Annotated in this window: 17 protein-coding genes and 1 pseudogene; 13 read left to right on the top strand and 5 right to left on the bottom strand. The window is 63.5% G+C overall.

The window, feature by feature from the left end; genetic code table 11:
* Nucleotides 1-32: 32 nt before the first annotated feature.
* Nucleotides 33-1,322: an amidohydrolase family protein gene (locus V7S54_RS07490; protein ID WP_065376704.1), complete on the top strand. Its 1,290-nt coding sequence runs from the start codon at nucleotides 33-35 to the stop codon at nucleotides 1,320-1,322.
* Nucleotides 1,323-1,339: 17 nt separating this feature from the next.
* Here the strand turns inward: V7S54_RS07490 and V7S54_RS07485 are convergent, their stop codons facing one another.
* Both V7S54_RS07485 and V7S54_RS07480 read right to left on the bottom strand, forming a co-directional pair.
* A complete protein-coding gene (locus V7S54_RS07485; protein WP_065376705.1) occupies nucleotides 1,340-2,197 on the bottom strand; it encodes a MurR/RpiR family transcriptional regulator in 858 nt (285 codons plus the stop codon).
* Nucleotides 2,198-2,370: 173 nt separating this feature from the next.
* A complete protein-coding gene (locus V7S54_RS07480; protein WP_234793187.1) occupies nucleotides 2,371-3,450 on the bottom strand; it encodes a polyamine ABC transporter substrate-binding protein in 1,080 nt (359 codons plus the stop codon).
* 163 nt (nucleotides 3,451-3,613) lie between these two features.
* On the opposite strand from V7S54_RS07480, the gene V7S54_RS07475 reads away from it, so the two are divergent.
* Genes V7S54_RS07475 through V7S54_RS07460 form a run of 4 tightly spaced genes read left to right on the top strand, consistent with a single transcriptional unit; the run spans nucleotide 3,614 to nucleotide 7,572 of the window.
* Nucleotides 3,614-4,705, top strand: a complete 1,092-nt coding sequence (locus V7S54_RS07475; protein ID WP_065376706.1) for an ABC transporter ATP-binding protein — start codon at nucleotides 3,614-3,616, stop codon at nucleotides 4,703-4,705.
* 1 nt (nucleotide 4,706) lies between these two features.
* Nucleotides 4,707-5,606, top strand: a complete 900-nt coding sequence (locus tag V7S54_RS07470) for an ABC transporter permease (protein ID WP_336408099.1) — start codon at nucleotides 4,707-4,709, stop codon at nucleotides 5,604-5,606.
* 8 nt (nucleotides 5,607-5,614) lie between these two features.
* Nucleotides 5,615-6,445: an ABC transporter permease gene (locus V7S54_RS07465; protein ID WP_065376708.1), complete on the top strand. Its 831-nt coding sequence runs from the start codon at nucleotides 5,615-5,617 to the stop codon at nucleotides 6,443-6,445.
* A gap of 2 nt (nucleotides 6,446-6,447) precedes the next feature.
* A complete protein-coding gene (locus V7S54_RS07460; protein WP_065376772.1) occupies nucleotides 6,448-7,572 on the top strand; it encodes a DmpA family aminopeptidase in 1,125 nt (374 codons plus the stop codon).
* Between the two features lie 39 nt (nucleotides 7,573-7,611).
* Here V7S54_RS07460 and V7S54_RS07455 read toward each other — a convergent pair whose 3' ends face one another.
* Nucleotides 7,612-8,490 carry a helix-turn-helix domain-containing protein gene (locus V7S54_RS07455; protein ID WP_336408098.1) on the bottom strand — a complete coding sequence of 293 codons (879 nt, stop codon included), beginning with the start codon at nucleotides 8,488-8,490 and terminating at the stop codon, nucleotides 7,612-7,614.
* A 94-nt stretch (nucleotides 8,491-8,584) separates the two neighbouring features.
* On the opposite strand from V7S54_RS07455, the gene V7S54_RS07450 reads away from it, so the two are divergent.
* The 3 genes and pseudogenes from V7S54_RS07450 to V7S54_RS07440 all read left to right on the top strand — a co-directional run bounded on the left by V7S54_RS07450 (nucleotide 8,585) and on the right by V7S54_RS07440 (nucleotide 12,078).
* On the top strand, nucleotides 8,585-10,147 hold the full coding sequence (locus V7S54_RS07450; protein ID WP_336408097.1) for a 4-hydroxyphenylacetate 3-hydroxylase N-terminal domain-containing protein: 1,563 nt from the start codon (nucleotides 8,585-8,587) through the stop codon (nucleotides 10,145-10,147).
* An 8-nt stretch (nucleotides 10,148-10,155) separates the two neighbouring features.
* Complete coding sequence (locus tag V7S54_RS07445; protein ID WP_336408096.1) at nucleotides 10,156-10,668, top strand: flavin reductase; 513 nt, start codon at nucleotides 10,156-10,158, stop codon at nucleotides 10,666-10,668.
* Between the two features lie 157 nt (nucleotides 10,669-10,825).
* Nucleotides 10,826-12,078: pseudogene (locus V7S54_RS07440) on the top strand (sensor domain-containing diguanylate cyclase).
* A 53-nt stretch (nucleotides 12,079-12,131) separates the two neighbouring features.
* Here V7S54_RS07440 and V7S54_RS07435 read toward each other — a convergent pair.
* Together V7S54_RS07435 and V7S54_RS07430 are read right to left on the bottom strand one after the other, a co-directional pair.
* Nucleotides 12,132-13,610, bottom strand: coding sequence for an aldehyde dehydrogenase (locus V7S54_RS07435; protein WP_336408095.1), 1,479 nt, complete (start codon nucleotides 13,608-13,610; stop codon nucleotides 12,132-12,134).
* A gap of 117 nt (nucleotides 13,611-13,727) precedes the next feature.
* Complete coding sequence (locus V7S54_RS07430; protein ID WP_336408094.1) at nucleotides 13,728-15,179, bottom strand: APC family permease; 1,452 nt, start codon at nucleotides 15,177-15,179, stop codon at nucleotides 13,728-13,730.
* Nucleotides 15,180-15,479: 300 nt separating this feature from the next.
* Between V7S54_RS07430 and V7S54_RS07425 the strand changes: the two genes are divergently transcribed.
* Genes V7S54_RS07425 through V7S54_RS07405 form a run of 5 tightly spaced genes read left to right on the top strand, consistent with a single transcriptional unit; the run spans nucleotide 15,480 to nucleotide 20,832 of the window.
* On the top strand, nucleotides 15,480-16,262 hold the full coding sequence (locus tag V7S54_RS07425) for an IclR family transcriptional regulator (RefSeq protein WP_336408093.1): 783 nt from the start codon (nucleotides 15,480-15,482) through the stop codon (nucleotides 16,260-16,262).
* Complete coding sequence (locus V7S54_RS07420; RefSeq protein ID WP_336408092.1) at nucleotides 16,262-17,515, top strand: Tm-1-like ATP-binding domain-containing protein; 1,254 nt, start codon at nucleotides 16,262-16,264, stop codon at nucleotides 17,513-17,515. The genes V7S54_RS07425 and V7S54_RS07420 overlap by 1 nt, the downstream gene beginning before the upstream one ends.
* Nucleotides 17,512-18,186 (top strand): HAD family hydrolase, encoded by a 675-nt coding sequence (locus V7S54_RS07415; RefSeq protein ID WP_442892543.1) that lies wholly within the window; start codon nucleotides 17,512-17,514, stop codon nucleotides 18,184-18,186. The genes V7S54_RS07420 and V7S54_RS07415 overlap by 4 nt, the downstream gene beginning before the upstream one ends.
* 2 nt (nucleotides 18,187-18,188) lie before the next feature.
* Nucleotides 18,189-19,544, top strand: coding sequence for an aspartate aminotransferase family protein (locus V7S54_RS07410; RefSeq protein ID WP_336408091.1), 1,356 nt, complete (start codon nucleotides 18,189-18,191; stop codon nucleotides 19,542-19,544).
* Between the two features lie 4 nt (nucleotides 19,545-19,548).
* Nucleotides 19,549-20,832 (top strand): aspartate aminotransferase family protein, encoded by a 1,284-nt coding sequence (locus V7S54_RS07405; protein ID WP_336408090.1) that lies wholly within the window; start codon nucleotides 19,549-19,551, stop codon nucleotides 20,830-20,832.
* Nucleotides 20,833-20,837: the final 5 nt, after the last annotated feature.

Genomic DNA, 20,837 nt, shown 5'->3' with positions numbered 1-20,837 from the left:
CACAAGCGGCCTGACATCTGGAGAAGCCAGCCATGTTCGACCTGATCATCCGCGACGCCAACCTGCCGGACGGACGCCAGGGCATCGATGCCGGTGTTGCGGGCGGAAAGATCGCCGCAATCGAGCCGAACCTTGCCGCGACCGCGGGCGAAGAGATCGACGCCACCGGCCGGTTGCTGAGCCCACCCTTCTGCGATCCGCATTTCCACATGGACGCAACGCTGTCGCTCGGCCTGCCACGGATGAACGTCTCCGGCACGCTGCTTGAGGGCATCGCGCTCTGGGGCGAGTTGCGCCCAACCTTGACCAAGGAGGCGCTGGTCGAGCGGGCGCTGCGTTATTGCGATCTCGCCGTCAGCCAGGGTCTTCTTGCCATCCGCAGCCATGTGGACACCTCGGATCCGCGGCTGGTGACGGCGGAAGCCCTGCTGGAGGTCAAGGAGAAGGTCGCGCCCTATATCGACCTGCAGCTCGTCGCCTTCCCGCAGGATGGCTACTATCGGGCGCAGGATGGCGCGGCGTCGCTCGAACGCGCCCTCGACATGGGTGTCGACATAGTTGGCGGCATTCCGCATTTCGAACGGACGATGGAAGAGGGCGCACGCTCGGTGGCGGCACTCTGCCGCATCGCCGCCGACCGTGGCCTGCCCGTCGACATGCATTGCGACGAGACCGACGATCCGCTGTCGCGCCACATCGAGACGCTGGCGGCCGAAACCGTGCGCTTCGGGTTGCAGGGACGCGTCGCGGGCTCGCATCTGACCTCGATGCACTCGATGGACAACTACTATGTTTCCAAGCTCATCCCGCTGATGGTCGAGGCTGAGATCAACGTCATTCCCAATCCGCTGATCAACATCATGCTGCAGGGACGGCACGACACCTATCCGAAACGGCGCGGCATGACGCGGGTCAGGGAATTGATGGCGGCAGGAATCAACGTCTCCTTCGGGCATGACTGCGTCATGGATCCCTGGTACTCGATGGGGTCTGGCGACATGCTGGAGGTCGCGCACATGGCTGTTCATGTGGCGCAGATGGGCGGCATCGAGGACAAGCGCAGGATATTCGACGCGATCACCGTGAACTCGGCGAAAACCATGGGGCTGGAAGGCTATGGGCTGGAGGTGGGCTGCAAGGCCGATCTGGTCCTCTTGCAGGCGGCCGATGTCAGCGAGGCCCTGCGGCTGAAACCGAACCGGCTGTTCGTCATCAAGGCCGGCAAGGTCATCGCCAAAACGGCGCCGCGCATCGGCGAGCTCTTCCTCGACGGGCGCCCGGCATCGATCGACATTGGGCGGGACTACATCCCACAAACGTAGTCGGCCATGAGTTCCGCCTAGTCCTCGAAATCGCCGAAGACGTTCTGCAGCCGGGTCAGCTGCGCCACGCGCTCGCCGACATCGTCGCCGAGCACGACGATGATGTTGCTCAAGAGCAGGTCCATCACCGCGACCGTCGTCGCAGCCCCATCCCAGAGCGGACCGTGCGAGCCGGGAACGACCAGGCAGATGTCGGAGACTTCGGGCGCCCAGGGGCAGAACTCGTCGGTATAGAGGATGACCTTGACGCCGGCGCGACGGGCTTCCTCGGCGAGCGGCCGCGCCTTGGCGGCGAAACGACGCACGTCGTGCAGGAACAGGACCCGGCCATCGACCGAGCCGTCGAGCAGCTCGGCATAGGTGCCGTTGAGGCCGTCGACGAACTGGACGCGCGGCCGCGTATAGGACAATTGGCTGGCGAAATACTGGGCGATGCCGCGAACGTTCTGATAGGCCGCGACATAGACCTCGCTGGCAGAAATCAGCGCATCGATCGTCTGCTGCCATTCCGGCGCGGTCGTCAGCTCATAGATCATGCCGAGATTGTCGACCTGCTGCTGGATCAGGCCGGCGAGCAGCTTGCCTTCGCGGTTATCCTCCCGCAACCGGCCGACCGAGCCCTTGACCTGCCAGGCGGGATTGTTGGAGCCGTCACGCCTGAGTTCGTGTTTCAGCTGGTCGAGACCATCGAAGCCCAAGCGCCGAAGATAGCGCCCAACGGTCATCGGCGAAACCTCGAGACGGGTCGCGATCGAGCGCGCCGTCTCGAAAGGAATATCGGCGAGGTTGCGCTCGATGTAGTTGGCGATGAGCTTGTCCGACTTCGAGCGTCTCATCTCGTCGCTGCGCAGCAGCTTCAGGATGCGCGGTGCCACGTCCCCTCCCGTTCCAAAGCGACATTCGTCATTTCAGACGGACAAAGGTCGCTGGAGCACTTTGAATTTTTGCATGTTTATCCTCAGCCAGGAGGTAAGGAAATACGCAGTGCTTTTGAAGCGGATGCCGGGTAACAAACCGCCGCATCCGCTCCTGTCGTCGCATCGCGTCTTTATTGCGCCGTCTTCACCTTCGTCCAGACCCGGTCGAGCTGGCGCACGCCGGGGCCGAGGTCTTCGAAGATCTGCAGGTTCTGCATCGTCTCCGAAGGCGGGTTGATTTCCTTGCTGTTCTTGATCTGCTCGGGGGTCAATTGCCGCGCCGGTACGTTGGCCGTCCCGTTGGTCTGCTGCTCGATATTGAGCGCCGCGACTTCCGGGCGCGTATAGAACTGCAGGAACTTGATGGCGTTGTCCTTGTTGGGGGCAGATTTCAGGACGCAGATATCCTCCTGGTACATCGTCGCGCCTTCCTCGGGGATCACGTAGCCGAGATCCTTCGGGTTGGCGAAGACATCGACCATAGAGCCGACAAAGAAATGACCGGCAGCCACATCGCCGGCGGCGACCATCGGGCGGGTGTCATAGGTAAAGGCGGCAACGTCGGGCTTCATCGCGATGATCGTATCGGCAGCCTGCTGCAATTCCGCCGGGTCGGTGGAATTGACCTTGTGACCATTGAGGATCAGGCCGACCGAAAGCACCTCGCGCATGTCATCAAGCAGCGTGAACTTCAGCCCCTTCGCCTTCACCGTCTCGATCAGGTCGCGCCATCCGGTTACGTCCTTGCCGAGCAGTTTACGGTTGTAGAGGATGCCGACCGAGCCGAAGGCGTAGGGCAGGCAAAATTCGCCCTTCGGGTCGCTCTTGGCGCGCAGGAAGGTCGGGTCGATGTTCTTGAAACCCTCGTAGTCGTTGATGTCCGTCTTTTCGAGCAGGTCGAGCTTAGCCATGATGTCCTGCATGTGCACCGACGGGAAGACGATGTCGTAACCCGTGGCCCCACCCTGGATCTTCGCCAGCATCTCCTCGTTCGAGGAATAGGTGGAGAGGTTCACCTTGATCTGAGTCTCTTCCTCGAACTTCTTCAGCACCGCAGGATTGATGTATTCGCCCCAGTTGTAGATGTTGAGCTCAGCCGCTTGCGCCGTGCCGAACAGCGCGAAAAGCGTCGTCAGCGAAAGGGCCATGGTGCGTGCGCGGGCGGCGAAGGGCCTCTTGCCTTCACGTCTCACCCCATTCGTCATTGTCATCATCATTCTCCTCTGATGGTCATGGCCGTTCGGCCCCTCTACGGCCCTTGCCGGCCGCTTCCGGATCACAGCTTCTGGTGGCCGTTGACTCCGATCAGCAAATGGTATCCATATATCTAAAACGCACAAGCGTTATTTGCATAACATTTTGGGGAACAGAAGTATGCAGAATTCCATCGTCCGGCTGGTGGAGGCGAGCAAGGCCTTCGCCACTCCGGAAGGCGGCACCGTGACCGCTCTCGACAGAATCGATCTCGATGTCCGCCGCAACGAATTCCTGACCTTGCTCGGGCCTTCCGGCTGCGGCAAGACTACGCTGCTGCAGGCGATCAGCGGTTTCGTCGAGCTCGACGGCGGCTCTATCCTGATCGACGGCGAGGACATCACCGACCGGCCGCCCTACCGCCGCCCGGTCAACACCGTCTTCCAGAACTATGCGCTGTTTCCGCACATGACGGTCGGCGAAAACGTCGCCTATTCGCTGGAAGTCGCGGGCGTCGCCAAGCCGGCGCGCCGTGAAAAGGTCGCCGCCGCGCTGAAGATGGTCGGGCTCGAAGGCATGGAGGCGCGCCGCCCGCGCCAGCTCTCCGGCGGCCAGCAACAGCGCGTGGCGCTGGCCCGCGCCATCATCGCCCGGCCGAAGCTCTTGCTGCTCGACGAACCGCTGTCGGCGCTCGACAAGAACCTGCGTCAGGCGATGCAGATCGAACTGAAGACGCTGCAGAACGAGCTCGGCATCTCCTTCATCTTCGTCACCCACGACCAGCAGGAAGCGCTGACGATGTCGGATCGCGTCGCCGTGCTCTCCGGTGGCCGCATCCAGCAGCTCGATACGCCGCGCGCCATCTACGACCACCCGGTCAACACCTTCGTCGCCACCTTCATCGGCGCCAGCAACCTGTTCGAGGGCACGCTCGACGGCGACCGGCTGATGACAACGGATGGCATGGCGATCCGCCACCAGCCCTGCGAGCGGAAAATCTCGACAAAGGCGACGGCACTGATCCGGCCGGAGCAGTTCTTTCTCGCTGAGGAAAATGCGCCCTTCCCGACGATCGATGTCGATCTCGACCAGATTGTTTTCGTCGGCTCCACCTTCGAGCTGTTCGGCCGCACCGCCGAGGGCCGCAGGGTGATTGCCGAAGTGCCGGCCAACCGCCGCAATCTCGTCGGCGCGGTCGAGCGAACCCGGAAGGCGCGACTTGCCTATGACCCCGCCGCCGTGCACCTGATCGGCGAAAGTGCAGGTGCCTGAGATGTCGATCGCCAGCCGCCGCCGCTTTCAACTTGGCCTTCTGCTCGGGCCGGTCTCGGCCTTTCTCGCCGTCTTCTTCCTCGGTCCGCTCGCGATCATGGTCGTCACAAGCTTCTTGGCACCCGGCCTTTATGGCGGGGTGGAGTGGACCTTCTATCCGCATAATTTCGGGCGGATCCTCGGTTTTGCCGATCCGATGTTCGAGGAGTTCGATCCGATCTACATCGCGATCTTTCTGCGCTCGGTCGAGATCGCGGCCCTGACGGTGCTCGCGACCCTTCTCGTCTGCTATCCCGCCGCCTTCTGCATCGCCCGGCTTTCCGAGCGCTGGAAGAACTTCTGCCTGTTCCTGATCACGTTGCCCTTCTTCACCAGCCTGATCGTGCGCCTCTTCGTCTGGGTGCTGATCCTGCGCCAGACCGGCCTCGTCAACGAGATGCTTCTGTCAACGGGGCTGATCGAACGGCCGCTCGACCTGATCTACACCAAGGGCGCGATCATCCTCGGCATGACCTATGTGTTCATTCCCTTCATGTTCATGCCCGTTTATGCCAGCGTCGAGAAACTCGACTGGACCCTGGTGCGCGCCTCGCTCGATCTCGGCGCCGGGCCACTGCGCACCTTCTGGCGCATCATCCTGCCGCTGACGGCTCCCGGCATTGCCGGTGGCGCGGTCATCGTCTTCATTCCGGCGCTCGGCAACTTCGTTGTGCCGGCGGTGCTTGGCGGCGCCAAGGTGATGATGTTCGGCAACCTGATCGAACAGCAGTTCCTCGCGGCCCGCAACTGGCCCTTCGGCGCAGCACTGGCGATGATGGTGATGACCGTAATGCTGGTGATGATGATCGCCCATGTGGTGCTTTCCGGACGGCGCAGCGCTGCCGCCGCCCTGGCACGGTGAGGTGACCCATGAAGCTCGCTCGATCCCTATTCACCGGCAGCCTGCTCGCCTACACCGGCCTCTTCTTCGCCTTCATCTACATTCCGCTCGTCGTCATCGCCGTCTATTCGTTCAACGCCAATCCGGTGAACATGATGACCTGGACGGGCTTCACCACCGAATGGTACGCCCAGGTTCTCGGCTTCAAGACCAAGGTTTCCGAAAGCGCGCTTTACATCGAATCGACGGGCCAACTGCTGCAGGCGGTCTGGAACAGCCTGGTCATCGCGGCCTCCACGACGGCCATTGCGACCATCTTCGGCACGGCGATCGCCATCGGCCTCTATCGCTTCGAATTCGTCGGCCAGCGCTTCTACCGGGTGGTGATGTTCATGCCGATGCTGATGCCGGATATCGTGCTCGGCATCGCGCTTCTGATCTTCTTCGTCAATTCCGGCATCCGGCTGGGGTTGACGACGATCATCATCGGCCAGTGCACCTTCCTGATCTCTTACGTCTTCATCGTCGTCTCGGCCCGACTTGCCGGCATGGACCGGACGCTGGAGCACGCGTCCGCCGATCTCGGCGCCAATGAATGGATGACCTTTCGCCGGGTGGTGCTGCCGCAGCTCTTTCCGGCAATCGTCGGCGGCGCGCTGCTCGCCTTCATCATCTCGATGGACGATCTCGTCATCACCTATTTCATCGCCGGCGTCGACGTCACTACGCTGCCGATGTTCATCTTCTCCATGCTTCGGCGCGGCATCAAACCGGAGATCAACGCGATTGCCGTGATGATGCTCTCCTTCTCCTTCGTCGTCGCCTCGCTCGGCCTTTACCTTCGCTCCCGGCAGAAATGATCATGAACGATAAAACTCCCGCCTCGCCCACCGCTCGCGCCCGCGATATCGGGCTGCCGTTTTCCGGCCGCACCGGCCGCTTCAACGCCATCACCGACGTCGAAGGCATAACCGTCGGCTTCCGCACGATCGCGGAAGAGACGCCGCGCCCGGGCCGCAAGCGTCCTGTCCGCACCGGCGTCACCGCCATCCTTCCGCATGCCGGTTCAGCCACGCCCGTTCCCGTCTATGCCGGCGTGCACCGCTTCAACGGCAACGGCGAGATGACCGGCACCCACTGGATCGAGGACGGCGGCTTCTTCCTCGGGCCCGTCATGATCACCAACACCCATGCCGTCGGCATGACGCACCACGCCACCATCCAATGGATGCTGGAGCGCTACCGGTCGACGTATGACACGGATGATTTCCTCTGGCTGATGCCGGTGGTGGCGGAGACCTATGACGGTGTCTTGAACGACATCAACGGCCAGCCGATCACCGAGACAGATGTGCGCGCAGCACTCGACGGCGCCGCGTCCGGTCCGGTGCAGGAAGGCAATTGCGGCGGCGGAACCGGCATGATCGCCTATGGCTTCAAGGGCGGCACCGGCACCGCATCGCGCGTCGTCGAATTCGGTGGCCGCGACTACACGATCGGTACGCTGGTACAGGCCAATCACGGCCAACGCGACTGGCTGACGATCCGCGGCGTTCCGGTCGGCGAGCACATGCGCGACGGCACGCCGCAAAGCCAGATGCAGGAGCGCGGCTCGATCATCGTCGTGATCGCCACCGACCTGCCGATGGCGCCGCATCAGCTGAAGCGCTTGGCGCGTCGGGCGGCGATCGGCATCGGCCGCAACGGCACGCCCGGCGGCAACAATTCCGGCGACATCTTCCTCGCCTTTTCCACGGCCAACACTCAGCCGATGGCGCACAAGGCGCCGCCGCGTCTGTCGCTGGAGATCGTCAACGACGACCTGCTCGACCCGGTCTATCTCGCGACTGTCGACAGCGTCGAGGAAGCGGTGGTCAACGCGATGATCGCGGCGGAAGATTCCGGCGGCACGGCCCATGATCGCTTCAAGATCCAGGCGATCCGGCATGAGCCTCTGATGGAGGTGATGCGGAACTACGGCCGATAGTCGGCGACCAACGTGGCAATGCGATCGGGGCCGGCAATCTTAGCCGGCTCCTGATGAGCTCACCCGTGCGCGGCGCCAGTCGCTCGGCGCCTCACCGACCCTCAGGCGAAAGAAGCGCGAGAAATACGCGGCATCAGCAAAGCCGATTTCATAGGCGATGTCTTCCAGCGGCCGTACGGTGAAGAGCAGCAGGCGCTTGGCCTCGAGCAATCGACGCTCGTTGATGAGCTCCTTGACCTGCATGCCGAAGGCGTCCCTGCTCGCCTTGGCGATGAGGTGCGGTGTCGTTGCCAGCGCGTCGGTGTATTGCACGACGCTCCAGTTTTGCCGGAAGTGCAGATCGATAAGCCGGCGCAGCTGAGCCGCCAGCATCGCCTGCGACGGCTGGGCCGGAGATGGCGTGGCGGATGCCAGACGGGCGATCTGGGTGAGGACGGCCGCGACCAGCGAGGCGAGCATCTGTTGGGTGCCGGGCGCACCGCCGGCATATTCGTCGGCAACGATATCGAGCAGTTCGGCAAGACGGCGCCAGCCCCGGTCCTCGCCGTCGCCACGGATCATGACCGGCGCATCAACAGGAAGCGTGGTGTTCTCCCGGATCGACAGCAGCGCGCCATCGGCGACCGAGACGACGACCGCGTCGCTCGTCTCAGGATCGACGGAAAAACCATGCACGATGCCGCTCGGCACGAAGCTGACGGCCGGTGCCAAAAAGTCCAATGGCCTGTCGTCGATGAAATAGGTGCCGCGGCCGCTCATCCAGAAGGTGATCTGCCCCATCTGATCGTGTTTATGCGCCTTCACCTGTCCCTGATGCAGGTTACGCCGCGCCATCACCGTCTCGACATGGAAAAATCCGGGTTCGAGTTGTTGCTCCGGTTCACCGTAGACGAAGAAACTTGGAATGGCGTCGGTCATGGCCCACCGAAAAAAGTACAAGTCATTTTGCCATTCTGTCCATGGCGGCCAATGATTTCAACGCTTAGCCTTGACGAAACTCAAGGAGGAGAAAATGAGAGCAGAGGATTTCCGCGCCGACAGGACGCGGCCCTTCACCGGCGCCGAATATCTGGAAAGCCTGCGCGACGGCCGCGAGGTCTATATCAACGGCGAACGCATCAAGGACGTGACCAGCCATCCGGCGATGCGCAATTCCGCCCGGTCGCTCGCCAGGCTCTATGACGCGCTGCATGATCCGGCAAAAAGGGACATCCTGACGGCGCCGACCGACACGGGGTCCGGCGGCTACACCCACAAATATTTCCGCGTCGCCCGCTCCTCCGCCGATCTTGCCGCCCAGCAGGGCGCGATCGCCGAATGGGCACGCATGTCCTATGGCTGGATGGGCCGCACCGCCGACTACAAGGCGGCGCTGATGAACACGCTCGGCGCCAATGCCAATTGGTATGGCCCGTTCAAGGACAACGCGCTCGCCTGGCATAAACGCGCCCAGGAAGCGGCGCTCTTCATGAACCACGCGATCGTCAACCCGCCGATCGACCGCCACAAGCCGGCCGATGCGGTCAAGGACGTCTTCGTCCACATCACCAAGGAAACGGACGCCGGCATCTACGTCTCAGGTGCCAAGGTGGTCGCGACCTCTTCGGCGCTGACGCACTATAATTTCCTGGCGCAAAGTTCGGCGACGGTAACGGAGGATCCCTCGCTCTCGGTGATGTTCATCGTTCCGATGAACGCGCCCGGGATCAAGATGTTCTGCCGCGTCTCCTACGAGCAGACAGCCAACACCGTCGGCCATCCCTTCGACTATCCGCTGTCGTCGCGCTTCGACGAGAACGATGCGATCCTGGTGCTCGACAACGTCTTCGTGCCCTGGGAGGACGTCCTGGTCTTGCGCGATGCCGCCAAGATCCTCTCCTTCCACCCGGCTTCCGGCTTCATGCACGGCTACTGCTTCCAGGGCTGCACCCGTTTCGCCGTGAAACTCGACTTCCTCGCCGGTCTGCTTGCCAAGGCGCTCCGTGCAACCGGCGGCGACGCCTTCCGCGGCAATCAGGCAGCACTCGGCGAGGTCATCGCGCTCCGCCACATGTTCTGGAGCTTCTCCAACGCCATGGCCCACAATCCCATCCCCTGGGCCGATGGCGCCGTGCTTCCCAATCTCGAGGCGGCGCTTTCCTATCGAACCTTCATGTCGGAGGCCTACCCGCGTGTGATCGAGACGATCCGCAAGGTTATCGCCTCGGGCCTCATCTACCTGCCCTCATCAGTGCGCGACTTCGGCAATCCCGAGATCGATCGTTACCTGGCGCAATATGTCCGCGGCTCTAACGATATGGGGCACATCGCGCGCATCAAGATCATGAAACTGCTCTGGGACGCGACCGGCACGGAGTTCGGCGGACGCCACGCGCTCTACGAACTCAACTATGCCGGCGCGCCTGAAGAGGTGCGGCTGCAGGTCTTGAAAGGGGCCGAACGCGGCGGGCGTCTCAAGGAGATGGAAGCGCTCGTCGACCAGTGCATGGCGGACTATGACGAGAACGGCTGGACCGGCAGCACCTGGCTTCCGCCGCTCGACGATGCGGCCGCTCTGCGCAACGCCGCCGAATGAGGCCCGTCATGGAACCGCTCGTTTCGAAGACGGAGTTTCGCAACGCCATGGCGCGGGTCTGCGCGCCGGTCAATGTCATCACCACCAACGGACCCGCCGGACGCGGCGGGTTCACCGCCACCGCCATGTGCTCGGTGACCGACGAGCCGCCGACGCTGCTCGTCTGCATGAACCGCAACTCCACCCAATGCGGCCTGTTCATCGACAACCGGCGCTTCTGCGTCAACGTGCTCAGCCACGACCATAGGGATCTCGCCGGCCATTTCGCCGGCGCGACGCCGGATATGGCCGCCCGCTATGCCGCGGCCGACTGGGTCGAGATGCAATCCGGCAGCTTCGCGGTCAAAGACGCCATCGTCTCGCTCGACTGCGAACTCGCCGAGGCGCGGCTGCTTGGAACACACCACATCCTCATCGGCCGGGTCGTCGGCATCCGCTCGCGCAGCGACGGCAATGCGCTGCTCTATTTCGATCGCAACTACGTGCATGTGCCGACGCAGCTCGGAAGTTTCGGCGGCTAGGCGTAGGCGGGGTCTCGCCCCGCCTACATGAACACGGCCATTGACGGACGTTTCGCCAAAGAGCCGAGGCAATCCACATCCACGTGCTGTTCAGTGCCTTTTGTTTTTTCCGTAAAACGCTCTATTTGCTTGGCGCGCAATGAGAAAGGAAAACGGAATGGTGGTTGCTGAGCCAGCCGGACGGCCGACGACGGACGCGAAAGGCAGGGAATTCGATCGCCTGACCGCCCTTGGACATCTCGACATTCTCGACACGCCAAGGGATGAAGGCCTTGAGCGGGTCGTGCGGCTGATAAAACAGATCTTCGCCATCGACATCGGCATCGTCTCGTTGGTCGACGCACATCGACAATGGTACAAGGCCTGCTCGGGGCTCGCATTCGACGAAGTTCCCCGGGAAGACACTTTCTGCCGATATGTTATCGCCTCCGAGGAACCGCTTGTCGTGCACGACGCCACACAGGATCCGCGGTTTTCGCGACATCCGCCGTCACCGGCCCGGAACATGTTCGGTTCTACGCAGGCGTTCCGTTCAAGACGCGGGATGGTCATACGGTCGGGACCGTATGCGCGATCGACCGCGCGCCGAGACACTTCACCGACAAAGACCTGACGATCCTGACCGAACTGGCGGGCGTGGCGATGGACCGGATCGATTTGCTCCGGTCGGCCGCGACGGATGGGCTCACCGGCACGTTGACGCGCCGCGCCTTCCGCGAGGAGGCGGACAAGCTGATTTCGCTCGCCATAAGGCACCAGCACGACGTATCGTGCATCGTCCTCGACGTCGACCACTTCAAGCGGGTCAACGACACGCACGGGCATGCGGCAGGAGACGAGGTCTTGAAGGCCGTGAGCGCCGTCTGCCAGTCCAATCTGCGGGCAAGCGATCTGTTCGGGCGGCTCGGCGGCGAGGAGTTCGCAATCATGCTGCCGCACGTGGACGCGAACGGCGCACTCGCCGCCGCGGAAAAGCTGCGGGCAGCGATTGCCGCGCAAATGATCCATGGTGACTTTGGTCAGCTTGCAGTCACCGCGAGCTTCGGCACATCGGCGCTATCGCTCAAGAGCAGGGAGATCGGTACATTGCTCGCCCAGGCGGACGCGGCAATGTATCTCGCCAAGGCCAGCGGACGGAACCGCTGCGTCGAGTGGAGCAGTCTCGAAGTCGGCTATCCGTCAGGCCCCCGTCAACGCGTCCTGAAGGCCGGAACCATTCTTTTCGACGACAGGCATTCAAAGATAGAGTGCACCATCCGGTCGCTTGGCGCCGATGGCGCTGCGGTCACCGTTTCAAATTCCGCCGGCATCCCACCGGAACTCGTGCTGGTCGTCGCCGGCGAAGGTTTCGAGACCAAATGCCATGTGGTGGCACGAGACCGGCAAAATCTCGAGCTGGCCTTCGGATAGCACGCTCCCGACAGATGCGCGCGGTCGACCGGTCGCGGTCCCCGCAAGCCCGGTCAGAGCTGGATCCAGGCGGTTTTTAGGTCGGTGTACTTGTCCAGCGCATGCAGCGACTTGTCATGGCCGTTGCCGGACTGCCTGACACCGCCAAGCGGCACCGTGTTGTCGGCGCCGCCATAGGTATTGACGTGCACGACCCCGGCGCGGATGCCGCGCACCATCCGGTGCGCGCGCGACAGGTTTGCAGTCCAGACGGCCGACGCCAGGCCATAGTCGGTCGCATTGGCGATCCGGAGTGCGTCGGCATCGTCGTCGAAGGGGATGATTGCAAGTACCGGCCCGAAGACCTCTTCCTTCGCCAGCTTCATTTCAGGCTGAACGTCGAAGACGGTCGGCTGCATGTAGAAGCCGCCGGTCTCTTCAAGGATGCGCTTGCCGCCAGAGCGCAGCCGCGCGCCTTCGGCCTCGGCACCGCGAACGAATTCGAGGTTTTTCTGGAGCTGGATCTCGCTCGAAATCGCGCCAGCCTCGGTCGAAAGAAGCAGCGGATCGCCGACCTTCATCGATGCCGCAATCGCCGCCACCTTCTCGGCAAAGGCTTCGTGAATGGAGCGCTCGACCAGCAGCCGGGAGCCGGCGACGCAAACCTGGCCGGAATTGCGGAAGATGCCATAGGCGGAGATGCGTGCGGCCTGATCGAGATCCGGTGCATCGGCAAAGACAACGTTCGGCGACTTGCCGCCGAGTTCGAGATAGACGCGTTTCAGGTTCGAGCGCGCCGAATATTCGAGCAGCCGGCGGCCGACGCTGCCGGAGCCGGTGAAGGCAAGCACGTCGATATCGTCATGCAGCCCGATAGCCTCACCCGTCGTCGCACCCCGCCCGGTCACGACATTCAGGACGCCCTCCGGCAGGCCGGCTTCGGCGCAGATGTCGGCGAGCCTGAGCAAGCTGAGCGAGGCGCCCTCCGCCGGCTTCAGCACCACGGAATTGCCGGCGGCGAGCGCCGGCGCGATCTTCCAGGCGCCGATCATCAAAGGGAAATTCCAGGGAACGATCGCGGCGACCACGCCGATCGGTTCGCGATGCACGAGGCCGAGAATGCTGTCGGCGGTCGGCGCGATCTCGCCATAGACCTTGTCGAGCGCCTCGGCATAGTAGCGGAAGGTTCCGGCGGCACTGCCCGACTCGGCCTTCAGTGCCATCGAAATTTCGGTGCCGTTGTCGCGCACACCAAGGACCGCAAGCTCCAGCGCCTGCGCTTCGATGATTTCGGCAATGCGCGTGAGCACCTTCTTGCGGAACGCGGGAGCCGCCTTCGACCAGCTTCCTTTTTCGAAAATGGTGCGCGCGGCACGGACCGCCGCGTCGACGTCGGACGCGCCCGCGTCTGCTATCGTCGTCAGGTGACTGCCGTCGATCGGCGAGACGACGTCAAGCGCTTCGCCGGATAGGCTCTCCCGCCAGCGGCCGTTGATGAACAGCTTTTGGCCCTCGACGGCGAGGCTACGCAATTGGTCGATCTTGTCCTGCATGATGTCCGGTCCCGTTTGCATTGCCGGGACGGCGGAGGGCCCGCCATCCCTTCTTAGGTGATACGCAGTTTCGGACGGAAGCCGCTTGGCGTCGTTCCGGGAACTGCATGGCAGCGATCAGATCTCCTGGCCTGCGCCAAGGCGGGCGAACTCGATCGGATTGCCCGACTTCAGCGATGCCGCAAGCGCCAGACCGATGACACCGAAGATCACGACAAGGCCCGGCAGGAACACGGCGAGCATGCCGGTGGCGCCCGCCAGATCGCCGAAATTGACTGCGATCGCGATGATGACGGCAACGAGGATCAGGCCGGTGACGATGGGAATGACCTTGGTCACCAGCGGGTTCCGTTCGAGGCCGGGATTGCGGCTGAAGAAGGCGACGATCGCAAAGGCGGTGAAGGCCATCAGCGTCATGACGGCGAGCGTGCCGACATTCGTCAGCCACGAAAACAGCGCCAGCACCGGATCCTGACCCGTCGCCGCAAAGAGTGCCACGACGAGGACGGCGATGACGGTCTGGATCAGCGAGCCGACATGCGGGCTGTGGTAGACCGGGTGGGTGACGCCGATCGAGGCGGGCAGCAGCCGTTCGCGGCCGGCGACGTAGAGATACCGGGCAACACCGTTGTGGAACGCCAGCACGCCGGCGAACAGGCTGGTGACGAAGAGCAAGTTCATCAGCGGCGGCAACCAACCGCCGGCATAACGCTCGGCAAGGCCGAAGAGGAAGGTGGTCGGATCGGCAAGGCCCTGCAGTTCCGGCACCAGCTTGTCGGCACCGGCCGCATTCACCATCAGCCAGGAGGTGAACATGTAGAAGACGCCGATAATCAGCACTGAGATATAGGTCGCGCGCGGCACCGTTTTGTGAGGCTCGCGGGCTTCTTCACTGTAGATCGTCGTCGCCTCGAAGCCGATGAAGGCGGCAAAGCAGAAGAGAATGCCGATCGACGGCGAGCCGGACAGAATGGCCGTGGGCGTAAACGAGACCGCCGTCAGCCCGCTGTCGCCGCCCTTGGCGAGGATCGCGATATCGATGACGAGCACGACGAGATATTCGAGGATGACGAGGACGGTCAGCACCTTGGCAGAGAGGTCGACCCGGCGATAGCCGAGCACGCCGACGGCGGCGATGCCCACGAACGTCCAGACCCACCAGGGCAGATCGACCCCTAAGCCGGCGAAGAGCCCCGCCGTCGCGGCGCCGAAGAGGCCGAAGACGCCAATCTGCATGGCGTTGTAGGCAAGGATGGCGATCATTGCCGCGGCGCCGCCCATCAGCCCACCGAGGCCCTGGGCCGTATAGGCATAGAAGGCGCCAGCATTGCGGATATGCCGCGCCATGGCGACGTAGCCGATGGAAAACAACAGCAGGATCAACGTGACGAGCAGGAAGGTGCCGGGAATACCGGCACCGTTGCCAAGCAGCATCGACAGCGGAACGCCGCCGGCGACCGCTGTCAGCGGCGCGGCAGCGGATACGACGAGAAAGGTGACCGCGCCGACGCCGAGGGCGTTCTTGCGCAACTGGTTCGCCCCGGTCACGGGCGAGGATGGATTGGTCATGGTCTTAGGCTCCCCTGGTTGGCGCGTGCGCCTTTTCGCCTCCGGTCCTTCTCTCCGGCGGCAGCTCCCTGAAGCGGACTTGAAGCGCGGGGATTTGTTTTTGTCTTGGCCGCGCAAGTCTTTCGGTTCAATATATGAACCTTAGCTTCAAATATAGACTTGCAAAAAGCGTTCGGCCCTGTCAAGTTATTTCGCATGTTAAGTATCTCGGCCAGAGACAACCACGAGGGCGGACGCACCGCCCCATGAAAGGGAACAGGCAGAGATGACTTGCGACGGCGCTCAACGACGGAGGAATGGATGAGCACCATCGGTAAGGCCCTGACTTTGCTTGACGCGATCTCGCGGCTCGAGAAAGAAGCAGGTCTCAGCGATATCGCGCGGCATTGCGGGCTCGACAAGGCAACTGCCCGGCGCTTTCTCGTCGAACTGGAAAAGCACGGCTTCGTCGAGCAGGACGCGGAGACCCGGCGCTATCGTCTGGGCGGAGCGCCTGTGCGGCTTGCCCGTATCCGTGAGGCGCGCTTCCCCTATCTGAGCGTGGCGACCCCCTTCGCCCGGGAGCTTGCGAGCCTAGCGGGCGAGACCGTTCACCTTTCTGAATACGCCGCCGGCCGCCTTTCGACTGTTCACGTGGAGGACTCGCAGCGGGCCCACCGCGTCATAGTCGATGTCGGGAGCATCCTGCCTTTCCACGCGACCGCGTCCGGTCTTGGCTTCCTTGCCTTCTGCCCGCCGAAGGACATCGACGCGGCCCTGTCGGCGCCGCTCAAGGCCTTTACCGATCAGACGTTGACGGAGCCCGCAGTCCTGCGCCAGACCCTGGGCGAGACCCTCCGGCGCGGCTACTCGATCTGCCATCACGGGCTCGAAACCGGCGTCGTCAGTGTCGCCGCACCGATCCGCGCGCCAGGCAGCACACCGGTCGGCGCGATCGCCATCGCAGCCCCCGCAACGCGGGCCGACAAGGAGACGGTGGAAAAGATGGGGCGCGCCGCGATGGCGGCGGCGAGACGCATTTCCGAAAGACTGTTCGGGTTGGAGCAGGTTGCTGCCGATCCGCTGGCAAGGAGGGCCGGCTGATGAATGCCATGAACCGTCTCCCCAATATCCTGGTCGTGGGTACGGGAGACACCAAGTGCGACGAACTCCAGTTCATGGCGTCCGTCATCCGCGAAGCCGGCGGCCTGCCTGTCATGATGGATGTCAGCATTCTCGGCGATCCGCCCTATGTGCCCGAATATTCGCGCCATGACATCGCCGAAGCCGCGGGTGTCACCATTGAAGCGATTGCGGCCAGCGGCGACGAACACAGCGCCATGGCGCTGATGGCGGAGGGTGCCGCCGCCCTCACCCGCACCCTTTATGAAAGCGGCCAGGCCGATGGCGTCATCATCCTCGGCGGCTCGATGGGCACGGATCTCGCCCTCGACGTCGCCGCCGCACTGCCGCTCGGTGTGCCGAAATTCATCGTCTCGACCATCGCCTATTCGCACCTGCTGCCGCCGGAGCGCATTGCTCCCGACCTGATGATGATCCTCTGGGCCGGCGGTCTCTACGGCCTCAACGGCATCTGCCGCTCCGTTCTTTCCCAGGCCTGCGGCGCGGTCGTCGGCGCTGCCCGGTTCGGCACGAGGCCGGACGGATCGCGGCCGCTGATCGGCATGACCTCGCTCGGCTCGAGCTGCCTCAAATACATGAAATACCTGAAGCCGGAACTGGAACGCCGCGGCTACGACGTCGCTGTCTTCCATTCGACCGGCATGGGCGGCCGCGCCTTCGAGGCGATCGCGGCGCAAAAAGGATTCACCGCCGTCTTCGACTTCTGCATCCAGGAGGTCAGCAACCATCACCACGGCACCGTGGTCACCTCCGGCCCGGACCGGTTGGAAAATGCCGGACGAGCCGGCATCCCGCAGATCGTCGCGCCCGGCGCGGTCGACATGGTCGACCTGCCGGCCTGGCAGCCCGTTCCGCAAGCCTTCGCCGACCGCCCCTATCACGCTCACAATCGCCTGCTCGGCTCCGTCACCGCATCCTCCGAGGGACGACGCGAGATCGCCCGCGTCATCGGCGGCAAACTGAAGGGCACCAACGCCGAGGTCGCCTTCATCCTGCCGCTCAAGGGGATCCAGGAATGGGACCAGCCCGACGAGCCGCTCTACGAACCGGAGGCACTCGATGCTTTCATCGAGGAGATGCGCCGGCAGATCCCCTCAGGCGTCGCCCTGCACGAGGTCGATAGCCACATCAATGCGCCGGCGTTCTCACAAGCTGCGCTTGCGATCTTCGACGACTGGGTGGCGCGCGGCATCGTGCCCGAGGGTCGCCCATGACGAACACCATGACGGACAAGGCACTGATCCTCGATTTCGGTGGCGTCGTCACCCGCACGCTGTTCGAGACCCACGACATCACCGAACGTGCGCTCGGGCTCGCGCCCGGCACGCTCACCTGGCGCGGTCCATTCGAAACCGCAACCGACCCGCTCTGGGCTGCCATGCAGCGGCGCGAGATTACCGAACGGGACTATTGGACGGAACGCACCCGCGAGGTCGGCCGCCTGCTTTGTGAAGACTGGAGCGACATGAAGACCTTCGTGGAGCGGGCGCGTGGGGCCGAACCGGGACTGGTGCTGCGGCCCGAGGCACGCGACGCAATCCTCACGGCTCACAGGGCAGGCATCCGGCTCGCGATCCTCTCCAACGAGCTCGACCTCTTCTACGGCGTCGCGTTCCGTGAGCGCTTTCCGCTGATCGAACTCTTCGAGACGATCGTCGACGCCACCTACACCAACATCCTGAAGCCGGATCCGCGCGCCTACGAGCTGGTGCTGAGCCAGCTCAATTTGCCGCGCGAGGCCTGTGTCTTCGTGGATGACCAGTTGAAGAACATCGAGGGTGCGCGGGCCGTCGGCCTGCCTCACGTCCATTTTGACGTCACCCGACCCGCAGAAAGCTACGCCAGAGCGCTTCAGATGCTCGGCCTTGAACTGACAGGAGCATGACCATGCGCGAAACCAACTTCCTCATCGAGAACAACGCCCGCCATCTCTGGCATCCGATGGCGCACCCGGCCGAGATGCAGGCAACGCCACCGCGCATCATCAATGCCGGCAAAGGCGTCGAGATCGTCGACATCCACGGCAAAAAGGTGCTCGATGCGGTCGGCGGTCTCTGGAACGTCAACCTCGGCTATTCCTGCGAACCGGTGAAGGAAGCGATCCGTCGCCAGCTCGACGAGCTGCCCTATTACTCGACGTTTCGCGGCACCACCAACTCACCGCTGATCGAGCTTTCCTACGAGCTCGCCGAATGGTTCCGCGAGGATGGGCTGACGCGCTCGTTCTTCACCTCGGGCGGTTCGGACTCCGTCGAGACCTGCCTGCGCCTCGCCCGCCAGTACCACAAGCTCAATGGCCAACCGGAACGCACCAAGTTCGTCGCACTGAAGAAGGGCTACCACGGCACCCATTTCGGCGGCGCCTCGGTCAATGGCAACGCCAATTTCCGCCGCAACTACGAGCCGCTCTTGCCGGGCGTCTACCACCTTCCGGCGCCCTACACCTATCGCAACCCCTTCGACACGACCGATGGTGCTGCAATCGCCAGGGCGATCGCGCGGCTCTTCGAGGACGAGATCGCTTTCCAGGGCGCAGACACGATCGCCGCGCTGATCATGGAGCCGGTGCTCGGCGCCGGCGGCGTGATCGTGCCGCACGAGACCTTCATGCCGCTGATGCGCGAGATCTGCGACCGGCACGGCATCCTCTTGATCGCCGACGAGGTGATCACCGCTTTCGGCCGTACCGGCGCCTGGACCGGCTCACGCCTCTTTGGCGTGAAGCCGGATTTCATGTCGACCGCCAAGGCGATCACCAACGGCTATTACCCTTTCGGTGCCGTGATGATCTCGGACAAGGTTGCCGAGGCTTTCGAAAGCAACAAGACGGCTGCGGGCTCGATCGGCCACGGCTACACCTATTCCGGCCACCCGGTGGGTGCTGCGGCCGCACTCGCAACCCTGAAGGAAACCCGTAAGCACAACGTGGCGGCGAATGCCGAGGCACGTGGCGAAGAGCTTATCGCCGGTCTCGAAGCTCTAAAGAGCCGACACGAATTGATCGGCGACGTGCGCGGAAAGGGGCTGATGTGTGCGATCGAACTCGTCTCGGACAGGGAGAAGAAGGCCGGTGCCGCAAAGGATGTCGTCCAGAAGGTTCAGGACGTGACCTATGATGCCGGCGTCATGGTGCGCACGTCAGGCGCCAACGTCATCCTGTCGCCGCCGCTCATCGTGACCGCAGGCGACGTCGCCCGTATCCTCTCGGCGCTCGATGCCGGCCTTAGCGCAGCACGGGGCTAGCGCGATGGGCGAAAACCGGGACCTGATTGCGCGCCGCGAGCGGCTGCTCGGGCGCAACATGTCGCTGTTCTACGAGGAGCCGGTGCATCTCGTGCGCGGCGAAGGCGTCTGGCTTTTTGACGCCGACGGTCGCCGCTATCTCGACTGCTACAACAATGTGCCGCATGTCGGCCATTGCCATCCGCGGGTGAGCGAGGCGATCGCCCGGCAGGCCTCGACGCTCAATACCCACACCCGCTACCTGCACGAAGGCATTCTCGACTATATCGAGCGGCTGACCGCCACCTTCGACAATAGCCTCGATACGGCGATCCTGACCTGCACCGGAAGCGAGGCGAACGACGTCGCGCTACGCATGGCCCAGGCGGTGACCGGCAGGACCGGCGTGATCGCCACCGACCATACCTATCATGGCAACACGACCGCCGTGTCACAGCTCTCGACCCGCATGCCGCCGGTCGGCGGCTTCGGTGGCCATGTCCGCCACGTGCCGGCGCCCGACAGCTACCGGCCGCTCGGTGGCGAGCCGGGTGCTGCCTTTGCCGCGGCTTTCACCGCCAAGGTCGAGGAAGCGATCGCCTCGTTGCAGCAAAGCCCGCACGGCTTTTCGGCGCTGATCATCGATCCTTTCTTCGCCAACGAAGGATTTCCGGACCTGTCGGCGGGCTTTCTCGATGGTGCGGTCGCCGCCGTCAGAAAGGCGGGCGGGCTCGTCATTGCCGACGAGGTCCAGCCCGGTTTCGGCCGCACCGGCGGCCATATGTGGGGGCACCAGAAGGCGGGCTTCGTTCCGGATATCGTCACCCTCGGAAAACCGATGGGCAACGGCCACCCGATCGGCGGCGTCGTGGCGGGCGCCGAAACGCTCAACGCCTTCCGCAAGGCGTTTCGCTACTTCAACACGTTCGGCGGCAATCCGGTGTCCTGTGCGGCGGCCATGGCCGTGCTCGATGTGATCGCAGACGAAAACCTCATCGAGAACGCCGCCCAAGTCGGCGCCTATGCCAAGGCCGGCCTCGCGCGGCTTGCGGACAAACATGGAATGATCGGCGACATCAGGGGCAGCGGCCTGTTCTTCGGTGCGGAACTCGTCACCGATCGCGCCGAAAAGACGCCGGCGAGCACGCTCGCAACGAAGGTGATCAACGACATGCGCGACCGCGGCGTGCTGATGGGCAAGCTCGGCATCCACCAGTGCACGACGAAGATCCGTCCGCCGATGCCATTTACCCGCGATAACGCGGATCTCATGCTGTCGACGCTCGACGACGTGCTTTCCGGTCTGTGAGCGGC

The organism is Ensifer sp. CCNWLY38 (assembly GCF_037120565.1).
In the GTDB taxonomy this organism is placed as follows: Bacteria; Pseudomonadota; Alphaproteobacteria; order Rhizobiales; family Rhizobiaceae; genus Ensifer; species Ensifer adhaerens_H.
This window is presented reverse-complemented; position numbering and strand designations above follow the sequence as displayed.